16 protein-coding genes are annotated in these 17,964 nt (G+C 57.3%); 8 read left to right on the forward strand and 8 right to left on the reverse strand.

All coding sequences use genetic code 11. The features are described from left to right. Nucleotides 1–55 precede the first annotated feature (55 nt). The 4 genes from AACY26_RS11445 (at nucleotide 56) to AACY26_RS11460 (ending at nucleotide 4,795) form a co-directional block, all read left to right on the forward strand. Nucleotides 56–1,294 carry a 3-hydroxyacyl-CoA dehydrogenase gene (locus AACY26_RS11445; RefSeq protein WP_339514059.1) on the forward strand — a complete coding sequence of 413 codons (1,239 nt, stop codon included), beginning with the start codon at nucleotides 56–58 and terminating at the stop codon, nucleotides 1,292–1,294. Next, nucleotides 1,291–3,081 carry an acyl-CoA dehydrogenase C-terminal domain-containing protein gene (locus AACY26_RS11450; protein ID WP_339514061.1) on the forward strand — a complete coding sequence of 597 codons (1,791 nt, stop codon included), beginning with the start codon at nucleotides 1,291–1,293 and terminating at the stop codon, nucleotides 3,079–3,081. Before AACY26_RS11445 ends, AACY26_RS11450 begins: the two co-directional genes overlap by 4 nt. A gap of 73 nt (nucleotides 3,082–3,154) precedes the next feature. Continuing rightward, nucleotides 3,155–4,318: an iron-containing alcohol dehydrogenase gene (locus tag AACY26_RS11455; protein ID WP_339514063.1), complete on the forward strand. Its 1,164-nt coding sequence runs from the start codon at nucleotides 3,155–3,157 to the stop codon at nucleotides 4,316–4,318. A 39-nt stretch (nucleotides 4,319–4,357) separates the two neighbouring features. After that, nucleotides 4,358–4,795: an acyl-CoA thioesterase gene (locus tag AACY26_RS11460; RefSeq protein ID WP_339514065.1), complete on the forward strand. Its 438-nt coding sequence runs from the start codon at nucleotides 4,358–4,360 to the stop codon at nucleotides 4,793–4,795. Nucleotides 4,796–4,883: 88 nt separating this feature from the next. Here AACY26_RS11460 and AACY26_RS11465 read toward each other — a convergent pair whose 3' ends face one another. The 5 genes from AACY26_RS11465 to AACY26_RS11485 form a co-directional block, all read right to left on the reverse strand. After that, complete coding sequence (locus AACY26_RS11465) at nucleotides 4,884–5,297, reverse strand: glycine zipper domain-containing protein (RefSeq protein WP_339514067.1); 414 nt, start codon at nucleotides 5,295–5,297, stop codon at nucleotides 4,884–4,886. 143 nt (nucleotides 5,298–5,440) lie between these two features. Next, nucleotides 5,441–5,920 (reverse strand): hypothetical protein, encoded by a 480-nt coding sequence (locus AACY26_RS11470; RefSeq protein ID WP_339514069.1) that lies wholly within the window; start codon nucleotides 5,918–5,920, stop codon nucleotides 5,441–5,443. A 259-nt stretch (nucleotides 5,921–6,179) separates the two neighbouring features. Further along, entirely contained in the window at nucleotides 6,180–8,516 is a 2,337-nt protein-coding gene (locus tag AACY26_RS11475) for an FdhF/YdeP family oxidoreductase (RefSeq protein ID WP_339514071.1), read from the reverse strand. Next, nucleotides 8,513–9,334, reverse strand: coding sequence for a formate dehydrogenase accessory sulfurtransferase FdhD (gene fdhD / locus AACY26_RS11480; protein WP_339514073.1), 822 nt, complete (start codon nucleotides 9,332–9,334; stop codon nucleotides 8,513–8,515). The genes AACY26_RS11475 and fdhD overlap by 4 nt, the downstream gene beginning before the upstream one ends. Nucleotides 9,335–9,452: 118 nt before the next feature. Next, the gene (locus AACY26_RS11485; RefSeq protein WP_339514075.1) at nucleotides 9,453–10,340 is read right to left on the reverse strand and encodes a LysR family transcriptional regulator; all 888 of its coding nucleotides are present in this window, start codon (nucleotides 10,338–10,340) and stop codon (nucleotides 9,453–9,455) included. Nucleotides 10,341–10,535: 195 nt separating this feature from the next. Here AACY26_RS11485 and lysM point away from each other — a divergent pair, with 195 nt between their 5' ends. After that, the gene (gene lysM, locus AACY26_RS11490) at nucleotides 10,536–10,976 is read left to right on the forward strand and encodes a peptidoglycan-binding protein LysM (RefSeq protein WP_089360338.1); all 441 of its coding nucleotides are present in this window, start codon (nucleotides 10,536–10,538) and stop codon (nucleotides 10,974–10,976) included. Between the two features lie 86 nt (nucleotides 10,977–11,062). Here the strand turns inward: lysM and yrfG are convergent, their stop codons facing one another. Beyond that, nucleotides 11,063–11,749 carry a GMP/IMP nucleotidase gene (gene yrfG, locus AACY26_RS11495; protein WP_339514078.1) on the reverse strand — a complete coding sequence of 229 codons (687 nt, stop codon included), beginning with the start codon at nucleotides 11,747–11,749 and terminating at the stop codon, nucleotides 11,063–11,065. 123 nt (nucleotides 11,750–11,872) lie between these two features. On the opposite strand from yrfG, the gene nudE reads away from it, so the two are divergent. Together nudE and cysQ are read left to right on the forward strand one after the other, a co-directional pair. Further along, nucleotides 11,873–12,439 (forward strand): ADP compounds hydrolase NudE, encoded by a 567-nt coding sequence (gene nudE / locus AACY26_RS11500; protein WP_339514080.1) that lies wholly within the window; start codon nucleotides 11,873–11,875, stop codon nucleotides 12,437–12,439. Beyond that, nucleotides 12,436–13,257 carry a 3'(2'),5'-bisphosphate nucleotidase CysQ gene (gene cysQ, locus AACY26_RS11505; RefSeq protein WP_339514082.1) on the forward strand — a complete coding sequence of 274 codons (822 nt, stop codon included), beginning with the start codon at nucleotides 12,436–12,438 and terminating at the stop codon, nucleotides 13,255–13,257. Before nudE ends, cysQ begins: the two co-directional genes overlap by 4 nt. A 54-nt stretch (nucleotides 13,258–13,311) precedes the next feature. On the opposite strand, the gene AACY26_RS11510 is transcribed toward cysQ, so the two are convergent. Further along, a complete protein-coding gene (locus AACY26_RS11510) occupies nucleotides 13,312–15,219 on the reverse strand; it encodes a beta-ketoacyl synthase (RefSeq protein WP_339514084.1) in 1,908 nt (635 codons plus the stop codon). A 378-nt stretch (nucleotides 15,220–15,597) separates the two neighbouring features. Between AACY26_RS11510 and AACY26_RS11515 the strand changes: the two genes are divergently transcribed. After that, nucleotides 15,598–17,238 (forward strand): acyl-CoA synthetase, encoded by a 1,641-nt coding sequence (locus AACY26_RS11515; RefSeq protein ID WP_339514086.1) that lies wholly within the window; start codon nucleotides 15,598–15,600, stop codon nucleotides 17,236–17,238. A 79-nt stretch (nucleotides 17,239–17,317) separates the two neighbouring features. On the opposite strand, the gene AACY26_RS11520 is transcribed toward AACY26_RS11515, so the two are convergent. Next, nucleotides 17,318–17,964: TRAP transporter large permease (locus AACY26_RS11520; protein WP_339511763.1), on the reverse strand; the 647-nt coding region annotated here is incomplete at its 5' end.

The raw sequence follows: 17,964 nt of genomic DNA on the forward strand, positions 1-17,964 counted from the left end.
GGTTGCTTATGGTGATGGGCGATCTTTTGCCCGCTCAATTACAAGAGGGATAACCATGAGCAGTGTTTTTGATATTCAGTGTGCCGCCGTTATTGGCGCCGGGACCATGGGCCGTGGGATTGTCATGAGCCTGGCCAATGCCGGCATCCAGGTTCTGTGGCTCGACAATAACGCGCAAATGCTGGAACAGGCGCTGGCTGTGGTCGCCAAGACCAACGAACACAACGTCAAATTGGAGCGCATTAGCGCTGAACAGTCGGCTGCGCGCTATGCCTGTATCACCCCGGTTGCAGATTACGCCGCGCTGGCCGATGCCGATCTGGTGATCGAGGCGGTGTACGAGAGCCTTGAGCTCAAACAGCAAATCTTTCGCACTCTGGATGCCACCCTCAAGCCGGGCGCGATTCTGGCGAGCAATACTTCGGCATTGGATATTGATGCAATCGCTGCTGTCACCCAACGCCCGGATCATGTGTTGGGCCTGCACTTTTTCAGCCCTGCGCACATCATGAAGCTGCTGGAAATCGTGCGCGGTGAAAAAACCTCGAAAGCTGTGCTGGATGCGGCCCTGGCGCTGGGCAAGCGCATTGGCAAAGTCAGTGTGGTGGCTGGAAACTGCAATGGATTTATTGGCAATCGCATGCTCCATACCTACGTGCGAGAAGCGCGGATGATGCTGCTTGAAGGCGCTTATCCGCATCAGGTCGACGCAGCCCTGCAAGGCTTTGGCTTTGCCATGGGGCCGTTCCGCATGTACGACGTGGTCGGTATTGATCTCGAATGGCGCGCCCGTGAGTTGGCGGGCAAGGGCCAGGATGCGCCAGAGGTGCAAGTGGACAATCGCCTTTGTGAACTGGGCCGTTTCGGGCAGAAGGCGGGCATGGGTTATTACCGTTACGCCGAAGGCAGCCGTCAGGCTGAGCATGATCCTGAAGTGGATGCATTGGTACTCGGCGTTTCCGAGCGACTTGGCTTCAGGCGCCGTGATATCGGTCCCGATGAAATCCTTGAGCGGTGCCTGCTGGCGCTGGTCAATGAAGGTGCGAAAATTCTTCAGGAAAATATCGCCGCCAACAGCCAAGACATCGACCTGGTCTATCTCAACGGTTATGGCTTCCCCGCTGATAAAGGCGGGCCAATGAGCTGGGCCGATAACCAGGGCGTGGCAGATATTCAGGCGCGTCTGCGCTATTTGCAGGAAAACCGTGGCGAGCATTGGCGGCCCGCACAGTTGATTTCGCAACTGGCTGCCAGCGGCAAAGGCTTCGCGGATGTGCAGGAGGGCTCGCTATGAGTTATCAGGCGCCGCTGCGTGATATGCGTTTTGTCATGCATGAGTTATTTGATATCAGCGCACACTGCCAAACTTTGGGTAACGGCCTTGATCGCGAGTTGATTGATGGTGTGCTTGAGGAAGCGGCGCGCTACGCCAGCGAGGTTGTTGCACCGCTCAATCGCAACAGTGACGAGCAGGGTGCAAGCCTGGTTGATGGCAAGGTGACTACGCCGGATGGCTTCAGTGAGGCTTACCAGCAATATGTGGATAACGGCTGGGCGAGCATGACCGGCCCAGCTGACTTTGGCGGGCAGGCGCTGCCGCAGCTGCTGGCCTGCAACTTTCATGAAATGTTGATGGGCGCGAGTTTATCGTTCCGGATTTATTCGGGGCTGACCGAGGGTGCGGTACTGGCGCTCAATGTGCACGGCAGTGACGAACTCAAGCAGGCCTATCTGCACAAGCTGGTCAGCGGTGAATGGACCGGCACCATGTGCCTGACCGAGCCGCAGGCGGGCACTGACCTGGCGTTGCTGCGGACCAAGGCCGAACCCCAGGCTGACGGTAGTTACCGGGTTAGCGGAAATAAGATTTTTATCAGCGGCGGTGAGCAGGATCTCAGCGAGAATATCGTCCATCTGGTCCTGGCCCGCCTGCCTGATGCGCCTGCTGGGGTCAAAGGCATCAGTTTGCTGTTGGTGCCCAAATTCATCGCTAATGCCGATGGCAGTCTTGGTCAGCGTAATGCGCTAAGCTGTGGCGCACTTGAGCACAAGATGGGGATCAAGGGCGCGGCCACCTGCGTGATGAATTTTGATGGCGCCACCGGCTGGTTGGTTGGTGAAGCCAATCAAGGTCTGGCGGGCATGTTCACCATGATGAATGACGCCCGTTTTCAGGTGGGTTTGCAGGGCCTGGGTGTTGCCGAAGCCGCTTATCAAGGGGCGCTGCGCTATGCCCGCGAGCGCTTGCAGTCACGCGCATTGACCGGCCCGGCTGCGCCTGAAAAGGCCGCTGACCCGATCATCGTGCATCCGGATGTAAGGCGCATGTTGTTGACCCAGAAGACCCTGGTCGAAGGCTCGCGCATGCTGGCCGCCTACACCGCGCGTTTGCTCGATCTGGAACATGCGCATCCGGATGCCACAGCACGCAAGGCTGCTGGCAAGCGCGTGGCGCTGCTGATTCCTATCGTTAAGGCATTCTTTACCGACATGGGCCAGGAGGTCGCCAGCCATGCCGTGCAGGTATACGGTGGGCACGGTTACATCCGTGAGTGGGGCATCGAGCAGTTGATGCGTGACAGTCGCATCACTCAACTCTATGAAGGCACCAACGGTATTCAGGCGCTGGATTACATTCGCCGCAAGCTGCTGGGTGATGGTGGTCAGCAGTTGACCGAGCTATGTGACGAGTTCAGCCAGTTGTGTGCTGCGCAGGCACAGCGCCCCGCCTTGCAAGCCATGGCCGCCACAGTGCAGTCGCGTGTTGTTGAGTGTGGTGAATTGACCGCGCAAGTCATAGCTGCATGCCAGCGTAACCCGCAGGAGATTGGCGCCTGCTCGGTGGACTTCTTGCAGTATTGCGCCTATGTGTTGTTGGCAGGCTTTTGGTTGCAGGCAGCCGCTCGCGCGCAAGACCAGCTTGATGCCGGTGATACGGATGCTGAGTTCTATCAGGCCAAATTGCACAGCGCGAACTTTTATCTGCAGCGTGTTTTGCCGCGCGCCAGCATGCACCGTGAAGCGATATTGGGTGGTGCCGACTGTCTGATGGCCATGCCTGAGAGCAGTTTTGCGTTTTAATGGCTAAAGCCGTGCAGCGTCGCCAATTGGCGCGGCATTGCACGCTAGAACAGATAATAAGAGGACATGGATCATGCGCCCATTCAGCTTTGCGACAACCGCACAGATTATCTGCGAGTCAGGCTCTTCCAATCGACTGGCAGCGCTCTGCCGCGAGCGTGGTGCCAGACGTGTGCTGATCGTCACCGATCCCGGTATCACCAAACTTGGCCTGTTGAGTCCGGTGCTGCCGGGGTTCGCCAGCGAACAGGTCGCCTTCGAGGTGTTTGATCAGGTTGTTGCCGACCCGCCAGAAGCAATAGTTGACGCAGCCCTTGCCCAGGCGCGTGAACTCAAGGCCGAATTGATTGTGGGCTTTGGTGGCGGCAGTTCGATGGATGTTGCCAAGCTGATTGCCTTGCTTGCTCATCCGCAAAGCACTCAACAGTTGGCGGATATCTATGGCGTTGGTAATGCGACTGGCCAGCGTTTGCCGCTGATTCAGGTGCCAACCACCGCTGGCACGGGTTCAGAAGTCACCCCCGTGGCGATTGTTACCACCGGTGAAACCACCAAGATGGGTGCTGTTTCGCCACTGTTGCTCCCGGATTTGGCCCTGCTTGATGCTGAGTTGACCTTGGGCTTACCGCCGGCAGTGACTGCAGCGACGGGCATTGACGCCATGGTGCATGCGATCGAAGCCTATACCAGCGTGCACAAGAAAAACCCGCTGTCGGATATGTTGGCGCGTGAAGCCCTGCGTCTGTTGGCGGCTAATCTCGATGAGGTGGTGCACAACGGCAGTAACCGCGAAGCGCGTCAGGCAATGTTGCTGGGGGCTTGTCTGGCTGGTCAGGCGTTCGCCAATTCGCCGGTTGCGGCGGTGCATGCGCTGGCGTATCCGCTGGGCGGGCACTTTCACATTCCCCACGGTTTGAGTAACGCATTGGTTCTGCCCCATGTGCTGGGCTTCAATGCCAGCGTTGCGGCGCCTTTGTATGCGGAGCTGGCGCCGCTGGTGCTGGGCGAAAAACTACGCACGGGCGCGGCGGTCGATCAAACCGAGCAGTTCATCATGGAGTTGGCAGATTTCAGCGAACGCAGTGGCCTGCCAACTCGACTGCGTGATGCCGGGGTTGGGCAAGATATGTTGGAGCAACTGGCGCGCGACGCGATGCTGCAACAGCGTTTGCTGGTCAATAACCCGCGTGAGATGACCGAGCAGCATGCCTTGGCGATTTATCAGTCGGCGTATTGATTGAGCGCCGCGCATGACCACTTCTGATTAGGAACTTGCATGAACCAAGCTCAACACCTGCGAAACGATTACCGGCATTTTCAAGCTGTCACCACGCGCTGGCACGACAATGACATCTATGGTCACGTCAACAACGTCACCTATTACAGCTACTTTGACAGCGCTGTGAATCGTTACCTGATTGAGGTGGGCGGCTTGGATATTCACAGTGGCGAAGTAGTCGGTTTCGTGGTCAGCTCAAGTTGCGATTACTTTGCCTCTATTGCCTTCCCAGACCAGATCGAGCTCGGGCTGCGCGTTGGCAAGCTGGGCAACAGCTCGGTGCAATACGAGCTGGCCGTGTTCAAGCAGGGTGAAGAGCTTGCCTGCGCGGCAGGGCGCTTTGTGCATGTATTTGTTGACCGCCAAAGTAATCGCCCGGTGCCCATTCCTGATCAGTTGCGCAGTGCCTTGGCTGGGCTTCTGGTCGAGCAATAAAGCAACTTTTGCTCGACCAAGGTCCAAACACACAAAAGCCCGCGATAATGCGGGCTTTGCTTTGCAGCCGTTAAGCGGGGTGCGGATTTCAGTGATGCTTTTTGTGCTTCTTGTGTTTGTGCTTGCCGTGGCCGTCATGGCCGTCGTTGTCGTCCGCCAGGTTATTACCCAGTGCGCCACCCGCTGCGCCGCCCAAGCCTGCGCCTATGGCTGAGCCGGTGCTGCCGCCGATCTGATTGCCCAGTACTGAGCCGCCAGCTGCGCCCAAGCCGCCACCCAGCGCCGACTCGGTTTTGTTACCGTCGCGTGAACTCATGGCACCACCGGCCGCGCCGCCTAGGCCAGCACCTACCGCTGCGCCAGTGCTACCGCCAACCTGCTGGCCGATAACGTTACCCAGTGCACCACCGACGCCACTGCCGACAGCAACTTTGCCATCATCGGCGAAAGCCATGGGGGTAGCCAGTGCGCCAATGGCAACTGCAATGATTAACTTGCGCATAAAAACCTCGTCATCCAGACGCCCCAAAAACGCAGGGCATTGGCTGTGACCACTCGCTTCAATGCGCTTGGACACAGCATCAGTGAGGTATTCGATGACTAAATGGCACTAAAGTTCCTGATGGCGAGACTTGCCTTGAGATGCTAGCGACGGCGCCAGCCGCGGTTCCAGTGCTTTTTATGGCGATGTTTGTCATGTTTCCAGCCGCGCCGATCGCGATCACGGTGATGATGGTCGCGACGATAGCCATCGTGGTCATCGGAGCGACTTTCGTTGCCGTAATAGTTGCCCAGCGCACCACCAGCTCCGCCACCCAAGGCAGCGCCAATCAGGCCGCCGCTACTGCCACCGACACTGCGTCCGGCAACGTTGCCACCTGCGCCGCCAAGGCCGCCGCCAATGGCTGCTTCGGTGCGGTTGCGTCGATCTGCACCGGCTGCACTGCCCGCTGCGCCGCCGACACCCGCGCCAATCGCGGCGCCGGTGCTGCCACCAAATTGTTCGCCGACTGCCGCGCCCAGCAAGCCGCCCAGTGCACCGCCGATTCCAGCTTCGGTGCCACCTGCGAAAGCGCTGGCACTGCTCATGCTCAGGGTCAGAAAAATAATTGAGGAGTACTTCATACGACAATCACTCAATGGATGTTGATGTCGCGATCCTCTTGCTGTGCAACTAACTGCGCAAGTTAAATCCGACCAATAACCTGTGTTTTGCACATATGATAAATATATGTTTTTTAAGGAGAACTTTTTGATTTTCGGAGTGGTCTGAGCCTGATTGCCCAGGCTCGATTTCTGCTGTTTTCAGCCTGTTTCGCAGGTCAATTTGCCACTATCGCGGGCTGGTTGCCTGCTTGCTCGTGCAGATTAGAAGTCTTCTTTATCAGGCGCTTTTAGCTTCGATCATGTGCTTATCGGCGGCGCTGGCAAACAAGCGGATGGCGATAAATTTCGAGGTCGGGGTGAAGCTGCCGCTGCCGTAGCTCTGCAACGGTACCAAGGGGTTGGCTTCCGGGTAATAGGCGGCAGCTTGGCCCGCAGGAATATCAAAAGCAAGCAGGGTGAAGCCCACAATCTTGCGTTCGATATTGTCATCCCAGAGCGTCATCGCATCGACTTTCTGCCCCGGCTTGAAGCCCAGGCGGATGATATCTGCTTGGTTGGCAAAGATGACTTTGCGTTGACCGCTGACGCCGCGATAGCGGTCATCCAGACCATAAATGGTGGTGTTGTACTGATCATGGGAGCGCAAGGTCTGCATGATCAGGTCAGCCTGCTGACCACTGCGCTTGGCTTGCTCTGGAATCAAATCCTCAAGTAACGGGTTGGCCTTGAAACTGGCTTTGCCCGAGGGCGTTTGCCATTGGCGCCGCGCCGCTGAGTTGCCCAGATAGAAGCCGCCAGGCTGTTGCAGGCGCTGATTGAAATCTGTGAAGCCGGGAATGGTGTCGGCGATCAACTTGCGAATTTCCCGGTAATCAGCAATCAGCTCATCCCAGTTGACGGGATTGTCACCCAGCGTGGCCTTGGCAATGCCCGCGATAATTGCGGGCTCCGAGCGCATCTGAGTCGATAAAGGGGTTAATTGTCCATAAGATGCATGGATCATGCTGAATGAGTCTTCGACCGTAACCGCCTGCGGGCCGCTGGTTTGTTGGTCGATATCGGTGCGGCCCAGGCACGGCAGAATCAGTGCCTGCTTGCCAATGGTCAGGTGGCTGCGGTTGAGCTTGGTGCTGATTTGCACGGTCAACTCGCAGTTTTGCAGGGCTTTGTGGCTCTGCGGGCTGTCGGGCGTTGCCTGGGCAAAGTTACCGCCCAGGGCGATAAATACTCGCGTCTCGCCTGCGAGCATGGCGTTGATTGCGGCAACCACGTTATGACCTTCTTCACGGGGCGCGCTGAACTTGAAGCGCTGCTCCAATGCATCAAGCAGCGCGGCGGACGGGCGCTCGTCGATGCCCATGGTGCGGTCGCCTTGAACGTTGCTGTGGCCGCGTACCGGGCATAACCCCGCGCCAGGACGGCCAATGTTGCCGCGCAGCAGTTGCAGGTTGGTGATTTCCTGAATGATTGCAACCGAATGACGGTGCTGAGTGATGCCCATGGCCCAGCACATAATCACCCGGTCAGCCTGACGGTAAAGGCGCGCTGCGTGTTCCAGCTCTTGCAGGCTCAAGCCAGACTGCGCAACCAATGATGGCCAGGCGCTAGCGTCGAGCAGCGCAATATAGTCTTCAATTCCTTGGGTATGCGCTTCGATGAAGGCATGGTCGAAGACTGCTGGCAAATTGTTGTCTGCGGCTTCGCGCTCCCACTGCAACAGGAATTTGGCAATGGCGCGCAGGGCTGCCATGTCGCCGCCAAGCGCAGGGCGGAAGAAGCTGGTATTCAGCGGCTCAGAGCCGTTGGTGAGCATCTCGATGGGATGCTGCGGGTGCTGAAACCGCTCAAGCCCGCGTTCCTTCAACGGGTTAAAGCAAACCACTTGGGCGCCGCGCTTGACTGCCTCACGTAGCGGTTCGAGCATGCGTGGGTGATTGGTGCCTGGGTTCTGGCCCAACACGAAAATGGCATCGGCCTTGTCAAAATCATCAAAGGTGACTGTGCCTTTGCCAATACCGATACTTTGGCCCAAGGCAACGCCGCTGGCCTCGTGGCACATGTTCGAGCAGTCGGGGAAATTGTTGGTGCCGAACGCGCGGCCAAACAGTTGATAAAGAAAGGCGGCCTCGTTGCTGGCGCGGCCCGAGGTGTAGAAGTCAGCCTGGTTCGGGGTGTCGAGTCCATTGAGGTGCTTGGCAACCAACTTGAAGGCATCGTCCCAGGCAATGGGCACGTAGTGATCGGTGGCGGCGTCGTAACGCATCGGTTCGGTCAGGCGGCCTTGGTATTCCAGCCAATAGTCACTTTGTTCACGCAGTTGGCTGAGGCTGTAGCGCTTGAAGAATGCGGCGTTGACCGCGCGGCTGGTGGCTTCCCAGTTAACCGCCTTGGCGCCGTTTTCGCAGAACTTCACCGCGCCGCTTTCCGGGGAGTCGCCCCAGGCGCAGCCAGGGCAATCGAAGCCACCGTTCTGGTTGGTCTTGAGCAGGGCGCGCAGGTTCTTCAGCGGTTGCTTACTGTCCAGCCAGAAGCGTGTCACGCTGCGCAATGCGCCCCAGCCCGCTGCGGGGCCTGTGTAAGGTTTGTAGCGTGGCGGGGCAACATGCATATTCATTGGCTGGATGACCTTGTCGGTGCTGGGCTGAAAACCCTTGGGGCACTGTGGTGCGGCAGGTGGATAAGATTGAGGTTGTGCTGTCGCGCCCACTGCACGCTGAGTGCGGTCGGGGCCGAGAGGCTGACCAGCGTTTGCAGGCCAGCGCGAATGGCTTTCTGGATAAGTTCCAGGCTGCAGCGGCTGGTGATTACCGCGAAGCCGTGATGCCCATCAGCCGTGTTGTTATGCAAGGCACCGATCAGTTTATCCAGCGCATTGTGGCGGCCGATATCTTCGCGGCACAGGCTTATTGCGCCCTGGGTATCAACCAGCAAGGCTGCATGCAGTGCGCCGCTGGTGCGAGCCAGTTGCTGTTGCTCGCTGATGCGCTGGCGTAGCTCAAAAAGGTGCTCGGCTGGCGGTAATGGACTTACAGGCAATGGCTTGAGTGCGGGGAGTGCCTGATCCAATGCTTCTACGCCACACAGGCCGCAACCGCTGGTGCCGGCCAGTTGCCGGCGCTGCTCTTTCAGCGCCCAAAATGCACGATTACTCAGGGTTACTTGGGCGTTTAGGGCGTCACCTGTGCGTTCAAGCTGGATGTCATAAATTTCGTCAACGCTGTCTATGAGCGCATTGCTCAGGCTGAAGCCTGCAATAAAGTCTTCAACGAAGGATGGGGAAACCATCATCACCGCATGGTTGATGCCGTTGTAACTGATGGCCAGCGCGCACTCGTCGGCCAGGGTCACCGCATCGCTGGCGCAGGCGGCGGTCAGTTCGGTGTAGCTGTAGTCGGTGTGCTGGGCAGGCTTTACCCTGTCAGGACGGGGCATGGGGGTTCCCCTGATGCGCGTTGGTTTAAGCCAAGCCTATTGTTTTAAGCAGGATGAGTCTAATCGCTATGGCCAATGCCGTGATCGATGCGCTCTATCATGCGCTTGTAAATCGAGTTTATATCTTAGATAACAAGTCTTTAGCTTCATCAAAGCAGGCTTGAGCCAAGGCTGATCGCTGCCCGTTGGCGCGCATTATCAGGCCAAGAGGAGCAAGGGTATGGGCGCCCTCTATCGGTGTTAAGGCCAGGTTTTCAGTGAAATCACTCAAGCCGCTATTGAGTGGCATTACCGCGCAGCAGATACCCGCGCTGACTGCGTGCAGCAACTGGTGGACGGCGTCTGTTTCGAGTCGTGGATGCGGGGTGATCCCGCGTGAGCGCAGATTGTGGTCGATGGACTGGCGAAAGTGCATGCCGCTCGACAGCAGGCCCAGAGGCAGCTCCGCCAGTGCTTCCCATTTCAACTGTTGATCTGGCAGTTGAAAGTGGCGACGGTCATACAGCAGTCCCATGCGCGACTCGGCAAGTTCGAGGCTCTGGTAATGCTCGCGATCGAGGCGTTCGACATACGACAGGCCCAGGTCAATCTGGTTGCTGCTCAAGCGCTCCAGTATCTGTTCGCTGCTCAGTGAAAACAGTTGGAAGCGCAAGCCAGGATGCTGTTTGGCGAAGAGTTTGATCAGGCGCATCGGGTCAAAGCCTGCAAGCGGCACCACTCCCAGGCGAAGCGTACCGACCAACTGGCCGCGACAGGCAGCGGCTTCTGCATAGAGCCCGTCATGGGCGGCAATGACTGTGCGAGCCCAGGCCAGAATCCGCTTGCCATCCTCGCTGAAGCCCTCAAAGCGTTGGCCGCGCTGCACCAGTTCAAGGCCCAGTTCTTGCTCCAGGTTGCGCAGGCGCATGGATAGGGTCGGCTGGGTGATGTGGCAGCGTGCAGCGGCCTGGCCAAAGTGCCGGGTCTCATCCAGGGCGATAAGGAATTTGAGTTGTTTTATATCCATGCGCAGGCCTCTGTCTGGCTTTCGATTCTGTGCGTTGGCGTGGCGTTCAATCAAACCGCATTCGCAGTGCCGGCGGTTGGGCAAGCTTCATAATTCTTCAGATCAGCGGGTCATGTCCGTGCTGATTTCAGGCTAGACTGGAGCTTCTGGGCATTTTTAGCTCGGAAATTTTCCAAGGAATTAAGAGGAATAGCGATGAGTATTTTCAGTTTCGTCAAAGAAGCCGGGGTAAAACTCTGGGAATCAGTGGTCGGCCAGGAGGCGCAAGCTGCTGAGTCGTTGCAAGCGCATGTGGCAAAGGTTGGTTTGGGCAATCCCGCGATTCAACTGAGTGTTGAAGGGGAAAAGGTCATTGCCAGCGGTGAAGTTGCCAGTCAGGAAGAGAAAGAAAAAATTCTCTTGGCTCTGGGCAACGTTGAAGGCGTTTCTGAAGTTGAAGACAAGATCACTGTTGCTACGCCAGCGCCTGAAGCACGCTTTGTGACGGTCAAGAAAGGCGACACGCTCAGTGCCATTGCCAAAGCTGAATACGGCAATGCCAACGCCTACAACAAGATTTTTGAGGCTAACAAGCCAATGCTCAGCCATCCGGACAAAATCTATCCGGGTCAGGTGCTGCGTATTCCTCAGGAATAACAGGCATCGACGGCCAGATTATTATGCCTGGCCGCTCTAGTTTGTGCGTTTGAGCCTTAAAGCGCAGGGTCGGTTCTGACCAGTCATCAGGCCCCTCCCTGCGCGCTAGGCTGTAAACCCTGCAATATCGTCCGGTAATCCTCTACAGCGGCAAACTCCCCGGTATCTCGTGGCCCTTGACGGCTGTCTGGCTCGCGGACGGCGAGTAGGTGGGCGATGCCAAACTGGGCGGCGCTGCGCAGCACTGACAAGCTGTCGTCAATAAACAGGCTACGTGCCGGGTCAAATATCAGATCTTGCTTGAGGGCGAACCAGAACTGTTGGTTCTCTTTGGCAAACCCATAATCGTGGGAGCTGATCATGCGCTCGAAATAGCCTGCCAATTCGATGCGCTCAAGCTTCAGCGATAATGAATCACGGTGGGCGTTGGTGATCAGCACCACTCTTTTACCGGCTGCACGAACGGCTTCCAAGAACGTATCGGCGTCCGGACGCAGGGCGATCAGATCGGCAACCTCGCGTTTAAGATCGCGAATCGACAGCTTCAGCTCACGGCTCCAAAAATCGGTGCAATACCAGTTAAGTTGCCCGGCATGTTCCTTGAACAGCGGCATCAACTCGGCATCGGCAAGCTCACGACTGATCTTGTGATGCTCGGCGTACCGTTGTGGCAGGTGTTCCAGCCAGAAGTGGTTGTCGAAATGCAGGTCGAGCAGGGTGCCGTCCATATCCAGCAGGACGGTGTCGATTTCGCGCCAAGGCAGTGCAGTCATATGCGGTTTATCGTCGGTCGGTGAGTTTGGGATGGCCGGGGTCGTAATTGCGCAATCTTCGCGGCTGATAATCCGGGCAAGCGCGGTATGATAACTTGCAAGAATAGTTAAGGAGCTGTCTTCATGCGTCAGAAGCCTACCGTACTCGCCAGTGAAATCGTCGCCAGCAGTCGCTTGTTCCGTGTTGAAGAACTGCAACTGCGTTTCAGTAATGGCGTCGAGCGTACCTACGAGCGGCTGGTCGGCAAAGGCGTGGGTTATGGCGCGGTGATGATTGTGGCCATGCTTGATAACGAGCATGCGGTGTTGGTCGAGGAATATTGCGGCGGCACCGATGATTATCAGGTGTCGCTGCCCAAAGGCTTGATTGAGCCTGGTGAAGATGTGCTGGATGCCGCCAATCGTGAGCTTAAAGAGGAAGCCGGTTATGGTGCACGAAAGCTTGAGTTGCTTGCCGAGCTCAGCCTGTCGCCTGGCTACATGAGCCAGAAAATCCAGGTGGTGCTGGCCAGCGACCTCTATGAAGAGCGCCTACCCGGTGATGAGCCCGAGCCCATGCGGGTGGATAAAGTCAGCCTGCGCGAGCTGTCGAGTTTGATCCAGCATCCGCTGTTCAGCGAAGGGCGGGCACTGGCTGCGTTGTATCTGGCGCGCGATATTCTAAGTCAGCGCGGGGACTTTACCCAATGAATGATGCGTTGATTGCAGCGGTGGTTAAGCTGGTGCGTGAGGCTGGAAAGGCGACCTTGCCGCATTGGCGCGCAGGTGTCGAGGTCACTGAAAAGGCCGATGCTTCGCCAGTCACTGCGGCGGACCTGGCTGCTCACCATATTCTCAATGATGGTTTGCAGGCGCTGGAACCAAACATCCCCGTGCTGTCAGAGGAAGCGGCGAATATCGCCCTTGGCGAGCGTTCGCAGTGGACCCGTTGGTGGCTGGTTGATCCGCTTGATGGCACCAAGGAATTTATTGCTGGTAGTGAAGAGTTTACGGTTAACGTCGCCCTGATTGAAAAGGGTGAAGTGGTGTTTGGCGTGGTCGGCATGCCGGTCAACGACACTTGTTTATACGGCGGTTCGGGGCTTGGCGCCTGGCGCGAAGATGCTCGGGGCGAGGCCCAAGCCATCCATGTGCGCGTGGCGCCAGTCAGCGCCTTTACTGTAGTTGCCAGTCGCCGCCACTCCAGTCCGGAGCAAGAAAGCCTGCTGGCCGGTCTGGCTGAGCAGGTTGGTGATTTGCAGTTGGTGAATGTCGGCAGCTCGCTGAAGTTTTGCCAGCTGGCCGAAGGGCTTGCCGATTGTTATCCACGGCTGGCACCAACCTCGCAGTGGGATACCGCAGCCGCTCAGGGCGTACTCGAAGGTGCCGGTGGCGAGGTGTTGACCCTGCAAGGCGATGCGCTGACTTACGAGGCGCGCGAGTCGCTGCTCAACCCGTTCTTTCTCGCCTTGCCTGCTTCTGCGCAGTGGCGCGGCCAATTGCTGAGCCTGGCCCGTAAGCTGAGCTGAGCCTGCGCATAGCGCTACAAACGGGTGGATGAAAATCATCCGCCCGTTGGCTGCCTAGTCGAGCATATCGCTGTAGCGATCGTCTTTTTTGAAGGTCAGCGGCTGTTCGAAGCCGGGAATGATGATTTGCTCGGTGCCGATCTCAATTTCGCTGTCGTCGATCAGGTCTTTGCCGAAGTTGTAGATGATATCCAGTTGGCCAAGCAGGGCGTTGCGGTCGTAATCGGCAGCGGCAGCGCGGGTTTTTTCGCGACGCTGCAAGTAGGCATTGAACGCTGCTTCGCCATGACGCTTACGCATCATGCGCTCGGCAACATGGGGCGCCAACAGCACACCGCTGGCGTTGTTGCCGCCAAAACCCTTGGAGTTGATAAAGCACACATCCATCGACTCTTGGCCCAGATCGCGGTCTTGGGTGGCGATGCTCAGGTGCTGCTGATGTACATCCTCAGCCACTTCGTCGATGGTTTTGATGCCTGGCAAAATTCCATACTTGAAGGTGCCCAGTGCTGAAATCACCTGGTCGCCGCTGGCGGTTGCCAGCGAGTGGCCAACAAAGGCTTTGACTGCAGTGATCGGCCAGCTTTCGATGCCGAAGGCGGTGGCGATGCGGTTGAGCAAGTCGGACTCGGTGGTGCGGTTGGCGGGTGTGCTGGAGCCGTGCGCATGGACGAAGCTGCGCTTTTGCACTGCCTCGCTACCGAGCAACTGGCTGGCGCTGGCGACAGCCTTGGCCATGGTCAGGTAATTGCCTGGGCCAGGTGCTGAAATGGATTTCTTGAAGCCGTCGGCATTGATAAAAACGTCCGGCACGGCGCCGTGAATGTCGGCGCCCAACTCCAGCGCCAACTCATCATCCATCAGCATGACGTACTGGCACGACTCCGCGAGGGTGAAACCACAGTTCTTGCCAAAAGGTCGGCTGGCACGCTGGAAGTCGACATCGTCAGTGCCTTGGATCTGGCGCAGGCCTTCTTCGGTAGCCAATGCGCCCATGGCGCCGTAGCCTTCGATGCATTCTTGGGTAATGGGGGCTTCGCTGTTGCCGATCAACGCGACTCGCGCCTTGCCCGACTGGATGTGTTCAATGCCTTTTTGCAAGTTGTAGAGGAAAGTTGCACAGGCGCCGGTGATGCTGCCGGTGGTGCCAACGCTGCCCAATACGTAGGCGTTGATAAAGTCGGTCGGCATGCTATTGAAGCCCAGCGGCAGCTGTTTGGCGGTCACTCGGCCGCCCTTGAGGCGGGACTGCATCAGGCCACCGTAACCGTTTTCATCGAGTTGGCTCATGATGCTGCCAGAAAACACTGCGACTTCGTCAGGCGCGACATGCTGGCTGATGATTTTCCAATCAATGCCGGTCGAGCGCAGCGCATCGGTTGCGCCGACGACAGTCATCGCCAGCCCGCGCGGATGAAAACGTGCGTTGTAGAGTTCGCTTGGCTCGAAGCCATTGGGTAATTGACCGGCCGATTTCACGGGCAAGGCGCGGTAGCTGTCGATTTTAAAATCACAGCTATCGTAAAGCGTGACTCGCACTTCACTTGGACTCAGGTCTTCAACTGCCCAGTCCGACGGCAGCGGCTCGGGCAATTGCTTGCGCAAGGTGATGAAGCTCAACGGGTTGCCGGCGGTGGCATCAATGGTGATGCTTTTTTGCCAATGGGCGGCATCGACATCGAGGTACTTTTTCTCGATGCGGCGCACCAATGTCGAGGCAAAGATGTACGTCGAGAATTGCTCGTCAATCTGACCAAGGCTCAACTCTTCACCTTCAAGGGATTGGTATTGGCCGTCAACCACCTTGATCAGCTTCATCAATACCGCCAGTCCGGCAATGGTCGCCTGGCGGCTGGCAAGGTCCATCGACTCGATCACCGTGCGGCGGAAACCGTGGTGGAACGAGCTGCGTCCTGCTGCGTTATAACCACCAAAACCAACAATAACGGGTAAGCGAGACATGGCGCAGATAACTCCTTGAATAGGTAAATCAAGACCGGCATAGCTGAATCAATGAAGCCTGTCTTGAATGCGCGGAGAACGCGCAGCCGTACTTAAAATTTTCGGATGCCTATGCTGACGCATTTGGTGACTTGTAAGTCACTGTTTCGACCAAGGTCGCGGTTCACCAGCGACTTGCCCCTGCTAGGGTTAAGGTTTTCATACTACGGGAATTCTGAAAAGCACTGCGCTAGATGTTAGGGGCCTGGCTTGGCTGTTACTGGCGTTGGTTGTCCTGTGGTCGCTTGCTGGCTTTTTCAGAGGGTTCGTACAGGCAATGGTATGGGTGCCGCACGCCTTTGTGATAGACACTATTTCTGGTTTCGCTGGAGAACAATAATGAACAGCAGCAATCCTTATGAGTTCGGCATGCCGCGCGATGCGGCCAATTTTCAAGCATTGAGTCCGTTGAGTTTTCTTGAGCGTGCCGCTTTCGTGTACCCGAACAAGCTCGCCTTGATTAATGGCGCACTGCGTCAAACCTGGGGTGAAACTTACAATCGCTGCGTGCGTTTTGCCTCCGCATTGGCGCAGCGTGGCGTTGGCCTGGGTGATACGGTCGCGGTTATTGCACCTAACGGCCAAGCCATGTTCGAGGCGCATTTTGCGGTGCCTATGTGCGGCGCCGTGCTCAATGCGATCAACACCCGGCTCGATGCTGAAACCATAGCGTTCATCCTCCAGCATGGCGAGGCAAAAGTGCTGCTGGTCGATAAAGAGTTCAGCGAGACGGTACAGCGTGCGCTGGGTCAAATGGCTGAACGCCCCTTGGTTATAGGCATTGATGACGCCGAATATCTTGAGGGCTCGTTGATTGGCGAGCTCGATTACCAAGCCCTGCTGGCTGAGGGCGACCCGGACTATGCCTGGAGCCTGCCAGCGGATGAGTGGCAAGCCATTGCCCTCAATTACACCTCGGGCACCACGGGCAATCCCAAGGGTGTGGTTTATCATCACCGTGGCGCGCACCTCAATGCGCTGTCGAACGCCATGTGCTGGGACATGACCCGTTTTCCGGTGTACCTGTGGACGCTGCCGATGTTCCATTGCAATGGCTGGTGTTTTCCCTGGGCGTTGGCCGCCTATATCGGTACCAGCGTATGTTTGCGTCATGTTCGTGCCGATGCCATCTACCCGGCGCTCGCCGAACATGGGGTTGATCATTTTTGTGGTGCGCCGATTGTGTTGAACATGCTCGCCAATGCATCGGCTGAACTGAAGGCGTTGAAGACACGGCCAGTGAAAGTCTTGACTGCTGGCGCAGCACCTCCGGCGGCGGTGATTGAGGCCATGGAGGCGCTCGATTTCAAGGTCACCCACGTATACGGCCTGACTGAAACCTATGGCCCAAGCGTTGCCTGTGAGTGGAAATCCGAGTGGGACGAGGCGTCGCCTGAGGAGCGCGCCAAGCTGAAATCGCGCCAGGGCGTGCGTGCGCCATTGCTGGATGAATTAATGGTGGCCGACCCCGAAACCCTGCAACCGGTGCCCAAAGATGGTGAAACCATCGGCGAAATCTTCATGCGCGGTAATGTGGTGATGAAGGGCTACCTGAAAAACCCTACTGCAACAGCTGAAGCCTTTGCCGGTGGCTGGTTTCATTCCGGGGACTTGGCTGTGTGGCACGCGGATGGCTATGTCGAGATCAAGGATCGCTCAAAAGACATCATCATCTCCGGCGGTGAGAACATCTCATCGATTGAACTCGAAGGCATCTTGTATCGCCACCCCCATGTGCTGGAGGCGGCGGTGGTCGCCATGGACAGTGAGAAATGGGGCGAGACGCCTTGCGCCTTTATCACCTTGAAGCCGGGCATGGAATCAACCGAGGAGTCTATGCTGCGGTTTTGCCAGGCCCATATGGCGCGCTTCAAGGTGCCGGGCAAAGTGGTGTTCTGTGAACTGCCAAAAACCTCCACCGGCAAGGTGCAGAAATTTGTGCTGCGCGAACAAGCACGCAACTTGCCGAAATCGGTTTAGTTGCATGTTTCAGGTTGTTGAGGGGATAAAAAAGCCCGGCGCGAGGCCGGGCTGAAGAGTTGCAATCGATACGTTTGACCTAGTTCATCCCCAACCAGTTTGGCAGTGCCATTGAAACGGCTGGGATGTAGGTAATCACCATCAGGAAGCCGAGCAGCAGCATCAGCCAAGGCCAGGCGGCGCGGATTACCTGGGTCAGCGGCATGCCGGTCACCGCCGAGGTGACGAACAGGTTCAGGCCAACCGGTGGGGTTATCAAGCCGATCTCCATGTTGACCACCATGATGATGCCCAAATGGATCGGGTCGATGCCGAGTTGCACCGCGATCGGGAACAGGATCGGCGCCAGAATCAGGATGATGGCCGAGGGCTCCATGAATGCACCAGCGACCAGCAGCACGATGTTCACCACCAGCAGGAACTGCCAAGGCTGCAGGCCAGCTTCGATCACCCAGGCGGTGATGGTCTGCGGGATCTGCTCGGTGGTCAGTACATGGGCGAACAACATGGCGTTGGCGATGATGAACATCAGCATGATGGTCAGCTTGCCGGAGTCGAGCAGCACTTTCGGGCAGTCACGGAAAGTCAGGTCTTTGTAAACGAACAGCGCGACAAAACCGGCGTACACCGCAGCCACCGCAGCAGCTTCAGTCGGGGTGAACATGCCCGAGTAGATACCGCCGAGAATCACCACCATCAGCAGCAGGCCCCAAACGGCTTTGCGTG

The sequence above is a fragment of the Pseudomonas sp. RL_15y_Pfl2_60 genome (genome assembly GCF_963970595.1).
GTDB lineage: Bacteria > Pseudomonadota > Gammaproteobacteria > Pseudomonadales > Pseudomonadaceae > Aquipseudomonas.

What these genes read in the sequence shown, in the direction of transcription:
- AACY26_RS11445 (WP_339514059.1), top strand. Translation starts at nt 56, where the DNA reads ATGAGCAGTGTTTTTGATATTCAGTGTGCCGCCGTTATTGGCGCCGGG.
- AACY26_RS11450 (WP_339514061.1), top strand. Translation starts at nt 1,291, where the DNA reads ATGAGTTATCAGGCGCCGCTGCGTGATATGCGTTTTGTCATGCATGAG.
- AACY26_RS11455 (WP_339514063.1), top strand. Translation starts at nt 3,155, where the DNA reads ATGCGCCCATTCAGCTTTGCGACAACCGCACAGATTATCTGCGAGTCA.
- AACY26_RS11460 (WP_339514065.1), top strand. Translation starts at nt 4,358, where the DNA reads ATGAACCAAGCTCAACACCTGCGAAACGATTACCGGCATTTTCAAGCT.
- AACY26_RS11465 (WP_339514067.1), bottom strand. Translation starts at nt 5,297, where the DNA reads ATGCGCAAGTTAATCATTGCAGTTGCCATTGGCGCACTGGCTACCCCC.
- AACY26_RS11470 (WP_339514069.1), bottom strand. Translation starts at nt 5,920, where the DNA reads ATGAAGTACTCCTCAATTATTTTTCTGACCCTGAGCATGAGCAGTGCC.
- AACY26_RS11475 (WP_339514071.1), bottom strand. Translation starts at nt 8,516, where the DNA reads ATGAATATGCATGTTGCCCCGCCACGCTACAAACCTTACACAGGCCCC.
- fdhD (WP_339514073.1), bottom strand. Translation starts at nt 9,334, where the DNA reads ATGCCCCGTCCTGACAGGGTAAAGCCTGCCCAGCACACCGACTACAGC.
- AACY26_RS11485 (WP_339514075.1), bottom strand. Translation starts at nt 10,340, where the DNA reads ATGGATATAAAACAACTCAAATTCCTTATCGCCCTGGATGAGACCCGG.
- lysM (WP_089360338.1), top strand. Translation starts at nt 10,536, where the DNA reads ATGAGTATTTTCAGTTTCGTCAAAGAAGCCGGGGTAAAACTCTGGGAA.
- yrfG (WP_339514078.1), bottom strand. Translation starts at nt 11,749, where the DNA reads ATGACTGCACTGCCTTGGCGCGAAATCGACACCGTCCTGCTGGATATG.
- nudE (WP_339514080.1), top strand. Translation starts at nt 11,873, where the DNA reads ATGCGTCAGAAGCCTACCGTACTCGCCAGTGAAATCGTCGCCAGCAGT.
- cysQ (WP_339514082.1), top strand. Translation starts at nt 12,436, where the DNA reads ATGAATGATGCGTTGATTGCAGCGGTGGTTAAGCTGGTGCGTGAGGCT.
- AACY26_RS11510 (WP_339514084.1), bottom strand. Translation starts at nt 15,219, where the DNA reads ATGTCTCGCTTACCCGTTATTGTTGGTTTTGGTGGTTATAACGCAGCA.
- AACY26_RS11515 (WP_339514086.1), top strand. Translation starts at nt 15,598, where the DNA reads ATGAACAGCAGCAATCCTTATGAGTTCGGCATGCCGCGCGATGCGGCC.